Source organism: Synechococcus sp. PCC 6717, assembly GCF_022698185.1.
Classification (GTDB): Bacteria; Cyanobacteriota; Cyanobacteriia; order Thermosynechococcales; family Thermosynechococcaceae; genus Thermosynechococcus; species Thermosynechococcus lividus.
The window spans coordinates 1-5,452 of record NZ_JAKLTV010000059.1 but is presented as its reverse complement, the minus strand read 5'-3'; the positions used below and the strand labels follow the sequence as shown (position 1 = coordinate 5,452).

General features: G+C 51.4%; 5 protein-coding genes and 2 pseudogenes. 2 read left to right on the top strand and 5 right to left on the bottom strand.

Annotation, left to right across the window (positions count from 1 at the left end):
• The 3 genes and pseudogenes from L5470_RS13255 to L5470_RS13245 form a co-directional block, all read right to left on the bottom strand.
• Positions 1-197: pseudogene (locus tag L5470_RS13255) on the bottom strand (zinc ribbon domain-containing protein); the annotation flags it as partial.
• Positions 198-277: 80 nt separating this feature from the next.
• Positions 278-325: pseudogene (locus tag L5470_RS13250) on the bottom strand (hypothetical protein); the annotation flags it as partial.
• Complete coding sequence (locus L5470_RS13245; protein WP_499500249.1) at positions 310-1,116, bottom strand: nuclease/transposase family protein; 807 nt, start codon at positions 1,114-1,116, stop codon at positions 310-312. The gene L5470_RS13245 and the pseudogene L5470_RS13250, both read right to left, overlap by 16 nt.
• A 187-nt stretch (positions 1,117-1,303) precedes the next feature.
• On the opposite strand from L5470_RS13245, the gene L5470_RS13240 reads away from it, so the two are divergent.
• Positions 1,304-1,489, top strand: coding sequence for a hypothetical protein (locus tag L5470_RS13240; protein WP_099798517.1), 186 nt, complete (start codon positions 1,304-1,306; stop codon positions 1,487-1,489).
• Here the strand turns inward: L5470_RS13240 and L5470_RS13235 are convergent.
• Together L5470_RS13235 and ggt are read right to left on the bottom strand one after the other, a co-directional pair.
• Positions 1,486-2,052, bottom strand: a complete 567-nt coding sequence (locus L5470_RS13235) for an L-threonylcarbamoyladenylate synthase (protein ID WP_499500248.1) — start codon at positions 2,050-2,052, stop codon at positions 1,486-1,488. The two genes, L5470_RS13240 and L5470_RS13235, sit on opposite strands and share 4 nt — an antisense overlap.
• Positions 2,053-2,086: 34 nt before the next feature.
• Positions 2,087-3,793, bottom strand: coding sequence for a gamma-glutamyltransferase (gene ggt, locus L5470_RS13230; RefSeq protein WP_499500247.1), 1,707 nt, complete (start codon positions 3,791-3,793; stop codon positions 2,087-2,089).
• 325 nt (positions 3,794-4,118) lie between these two features.
• Here ggt and L5470_RS13225 point away from each other — a divergent pair, with 325 nt between their 5' ends.
• Complete coding sequence (locus tag L5470_RS13225) at positions 4,119-4,949, top strand: PD-(D/E)XK nuclease domain-containing protein (RefSeq protein WP_499500246.1); 831 nt, start codon at positions 4,119-4,121, stop codon at positions 4,947-4,949.
• Positions 4,950-5,452 lie beyond the last annotated feature (503 nt).

Below are 5,452 nucleotides of genomic sequence, written 5' to 3'. Positions count from 1 at the left end.
GTTCTCAGCCCAATATGCAAGCAACAATGGCAGGTTTTACTGGCAAAGGCAGGGGGGACCGCCACCCCCTCAACTCCCTCCTTTATAACCTTGTATTCCAAGAATTGTCGCAACTGATAGAACGCCCAACTGTTAGACCGTCTCCGCTCGGTCGTGTTTCTCGGTTGCTGGTTGATTCTATCTCGCAAGCCAGCCAGGAGCCTCCAGGCAGCGTTACGGACTGCCCCAAAAGCGCAATATTGATTGCTCCATTTAGGTCTGCATCACCAATCCATCCGCAATGCCCACACTTGAACTTTTTTTCAGTTCTCAGCCCAATATGCAAGCAACAATGGCATGGAGTTGTTTTGCTTCACGAATGATGGATGCACTGATGGAATGATTGAGCCATCGCTGAAAGCGTCTCTCCCTCCCCGACAGCCGTTGCAGGACTTGTCGGCATCTACGCCGACTCGACCGTGTGCCCTTCGAGGCTTTTTGCTGGAGCGATGCTCTCACTTTGGCGAAATGATCTCGGACTTGATTCAACTGCTTAGCATCCCAACCTTTATCGGTACTAGTTTTAGCGATTTCACGCCGACCGAAATCAATGCCAATCCCCTTGTCCGACTGAATGGGTTCAGGAGCTTCGTCGCTCAGTTGAATGTGGATGTAGTATCTTCCATCTCTGTGCTTGCACAGTTGAGCCGAAGTGGGTTTAAACCCCTTCAGCTGGCCGCGCTGGTAGTGTCCTATTTCCAGTTTGATGTGTTCTCTACATCCCAGCAGGGTCAGGCTGACTGTCCAATCCTTCTCCCGAAAAGAGAAGATTCGGGCATCGTAGTCTGCCGAAGTTGGACGAAACGCTTTGACAGGTTTGCCCTTCACTTTGGCTGTTTTTCGATTCGCCCCAACCCTGGCACAAACCCTGACTGCCTGATTAGCACTCAACCCAAACTGTTCTCGCAGGTCGTTATAGACCAACGACTGAATCGTTGTTTTGCTGGTTGTTTTGGGTTTGACTTGCTCATTGGCATAGTTGCAAGCAGCAGCAAACGCCTGAAGCACTGCCTCAATCTTGGCATTTTGTTCGGGTGTGGTTGCAAGTTTGCAAACTAGTGTCAGAGTTTGTTTCATCCTTTTATATTCTCACCCGTGACTATGAAAAACAAGCGTACTAAACCTGGCAATTTCGGGGGTATTGAACCCCTCTCAATTGCCGCTCCTGTCCCTCCCCGACCTGAAGGTGCGGGGCTTCTCGGAGGTTTTCGGTGAACGCGATGGAAGCAGTATGATATGTAGCAAAACGGCATGGAGCACTCCCATGGACTCAGCCCAGATTAAAGCCCTCGTCGAAAAAGCCCTTGAGGACAAAATCCTTACCCTAGAAGAGCACGGCCAAATTATTGATGCGGTGCTTGCCGATGGCCAAATTTCAGAGGAAGAGGAAAAAATTCTCCATGACCTTCTTGAGCGGGTTGCATCTGGGGAGGTGGACTCGCAGTACTAAGGGGTAAACACGATTTGCCCTTGACGCAGCACCTGCCATTCACCCTCTTGCCATTGCACCACGGTGGAGGGCTGAGGTGGGGTGGGGGGCAACTCCCATCCTTGGAGCGTTAGCACTTGGGGAAAGGTTTCAGCGATAGCCTTCAGGTCGGTGAGGGGTGGCTCTCCCGATCGATTAATACTGGTGGTGGCAAGAGGCCCTGTTTGCTCAAGTAGAGTCTGTGCCCTTGGCCAAGCCGGTACCCGCAGGCCAATTGTGCCTGTGTTTTGCGGATTTAACCCCACGGGCAACTCAGCGGCGGGCAGCACCAGTGTTACGGCTCCCGGCCAGTAGCGCTCAGCGATCGCCTGCCACTGCTTAAATTCAGCAGCAGTGCCTTTCACAAAGCGCCAAAGCTGTTCGGGGTTCGCTCCCATGAGAATCAAGGGCTTATCTGGTTGCCGCCCCTTGGCCGCATAGATCAGTTCACCGCGATCGCAGCGGCTAGCCAACGCCGGCACCGTATCGGTGGGAAAGCTAATGAGCCAGTTGCCTGATCGCACTGCAGCTACCAGGGCTGCCATGGTCACCTCTGCCATTGATTGCCTCAAGTTTCAGTCAAAATCCAGCTGCAATCCCCGCACCGCGAGGATCCGCAGCTCCTTCTAAGGTTCCATTATCTAGCACGCGGATGAGGTTGGCATTGCCCCAGGGCTGCGGTTGTACCACGGTATAGCCCCACTGCTGCCATGTGGCTAGCCATTCTGGGGATACCCCAGGTTCAACAAACAAAACATCTGGCTCCCACTGCTGGTGCAGGCGAGGACTAGCCAGAGCCGTGGGCGCGTCCTGTCCGTGGTCAATGATATTGAGCAAGAGTTGCAGCACCGCAGTGATAATGCGGCTGCCCCCTGTGGAACCCATGGCCATAACCAGTTGGCCATCGCGGGTAACAATGGTTGGGGTCATGCTGGAGAGGGGACGCTTGCCACCGCTAATGCCGTTAGCAAGGGGTTGATTGTTGACCTGTACCCCAACCACACCAAAGAGATTGGGCTGATTAGGGGCGATCGCGAAGTCGTCCATTTCATTGTTAAGGAGAATGCCCGTCTGGGGGACAACTACGCCAGCACCAAAGGCACCATTAATGGTAAAGGTAAGGCTCACAGCATTGCGAGCGGTATCCACCACAGTCAGGTGGCTAGTATTACCTGACTCGGGGCGATGCAATTGGCTCGGATCAACCGCACGAACCCTGCTCTGAGGACGAGCCTGTTGGGGTAAAATCTCGCGGGCACGCTGTTGGGCATAGGCAGGGCTAGTGAGGAGGGCAATAGGTACCGCCACAAAATCACTATCTCCTAAATAGTGGGCGCGATCGGCATAGGCAATTTGCATCACACTGGCTAGCTGATGGCCGCGATCGGTGGGTGTGGTTGCCGGTGGCAATGCCTGAAGGAGGTTCAGCATTTGGATGAGGGCCACGCCACCGGAGGAAGGGGGCGGCATCGAACAGACCTGGAGGCCGCGATAACGACCGCAGATTGGCGATCGCCAGATGGGTTGATAACTGGCCAAATCAGCGCGGCTCATTTTTCCCCCTGATTGCCCCATGAAATCAGCAATGGCTGTGGCAATCCAACCGTTGTAGAAGTTATTGGGATTGGTGGCGATCGCCCCTAACGTCTTGGCCAAATCCGGCTGGCGGATAACAGTGCCGAGGGTTGGCACTTGCCCCTGATCAAGAAAAATCTGTCGGGCAGTGGCATCTGCTTGGAGAACCGCAAGACGGAGGGTCGCTGCTCGCCGATAGCGTTCTGTGACGCTAAATCCCTCTTCTGCCGCATGGATCGCAGGTGCAACAAGCTGCCGCCAAGGGAGCTTACCATAGCGATGATGCAGAGCAGCCAAACCAGCAATCGTTCCTGGCGTCCCAGCAGCTAGCACCCCATCTAAGCTGGCTCGTGGAATTAGATTTCCGGCACTGTCTAAATACATCGCAGGGGTTGCGCTTAAGGGCGCCCGCTCACGAAAATCTAAGGCTGTAATGTCCTGGGACGAGGCATCATAGACAAGGGCAAAGCCACCGCCACCAATCCCTGCGGAAAACGGCTCCACCACCGAGATCATCAACGCCGTAGCTACCGCAGCATCCACGGCATTTCCCCCTGCCCTGAGCACCTCAGCCCCCACGGTTGCCGCCGCTGGATGGGGCGCTACCACCATGGCTTGCAGGTTCTGGGTTGCTGCTTTGTTGGCGCGGATGGGAAGAATGACCAACCCTACCGTAACCGTCAGCCAAGACAGAAATCGAACATGGAGCATGGCTCTATCGTTGCCGAGACCTGAGTGTGGGACTTTAGTATGGTAGCGGCTTGCGCCAGCAAAGCGTGCTTTCCAGCCTACCCTCCGTGCGACACTATTCAGTACAGAAAATGTCACATCAAATTTTAAATGAAAAATTAACAAAATAATATATTCAATATATTCCTAGTTGTTGTCGGTTGCCAACGATCTGCTATAGTCATCCACAAACTCTGCTGTAAATAATATGCTTCAGAGAAAAACAGAACGCTCTGCACAGCCCCCTGCTCGTCAGTTATGGTCGCATATTCGATCTAAGTGGCCGGATAGCCTTGTTTTAAGTGGTTTGACGATCGCCACCATTGGCATTGGCTATGGTCATCCTAGAGTTATTGCTGGTGGTTTGTCGGTTACGGTTGGGGCAGCATGGGTCTCCATACAACGGCAGCAACAAGCCACTGTGCGGGATGTGAATCTGCTGAAGCAATTACGACCCCACATTGAAGAGAGTCAGCAAGAGCTACGGACATCACTCAATCAGCTACAGGAGCAGATTAGAGGCAACTTACTTCCAGCCGCAAATGCTCAGCTTCAAGATAGCTTGAAAAATGAAATCAGTGAATTTAGGCAGGATATTTCAAATCATCTGCAAACAATACAACAAACTCAACAAGCTATTAGACAAAAACTCTTCCCAGACCCTTGTGAAGACAGCATTAGCAAAATTATAGAAATATGCCAACAATTTCATGATTTAGCCGGTTATCAATTAAACATCCAAAACTTTAGAGAAAAAGATGTACAAAATGCTCTAGAAGAACTTCTCAGGCAGGAACTTCGAAATCATCAATTGGGCAAACCTGACATCAGGCGTGAGTACCCAGTTCCGCAGACTTATTCTCATGAGTACCGTATTGATTTTTTATTGGTTGATCACAGATGCGCTATTGAAGTCAAACAGACACGTACAAAATCTCAAAAAGAAATTGTAAAAGATTTAGCCATCGATTTTGAAGTCTATCGAAACACTAGTCACAGATTTCACACACTCATTTGCTTTATTTATGATCCACAACGCAAGCTAAGCAATCCTGCTGGCTTAATCAATGACCTCAGTGGCGATCGCGGCGGGTTTCAAGTCAGGATAGTCATATCCCCTTATGGCGCAACCAACTAATTTGAAGACCCTTGAACAATTCTCCAAGCTCTGTCTATATGGGTCCTTTCAGATCGGTGGTGAAAATCGTACAATGAGATACTTTTAATCAGAGGCGGTATCAACACAGGGCCATCCATGCCCCATAGTACGGCGCTCAAGGTTGACTTTTGACACTCCCACCGACTAAAGTCGGGGGATTCTTACGCAGTCCACAAACGAACTCGTAAAGGCGTGAGCAAACCGCCCCTACACAGTTCCTTGAGGCAAAGCCCCAAAGTTCTGCTTACTTGTAACAACTGTCGCCGATTGGGTTTTTCACCAAGGATGGCGATTAAGTATAGATTAGCACAGAGCAACTAAAGTTGCTAGGTAGCTTTTCCTCCCCGTACTTTAGTACGGGGCTACCAAGCTATCCCTCTGTGTCTAGAAACTAAAGGTGGTTCGCACTGCCCCCTTGCGCAAATTCAGATGCTTTGGCGATCGCTCCTGCGTGAAAGTCTCTTCGATATTGTCAGTTTGAA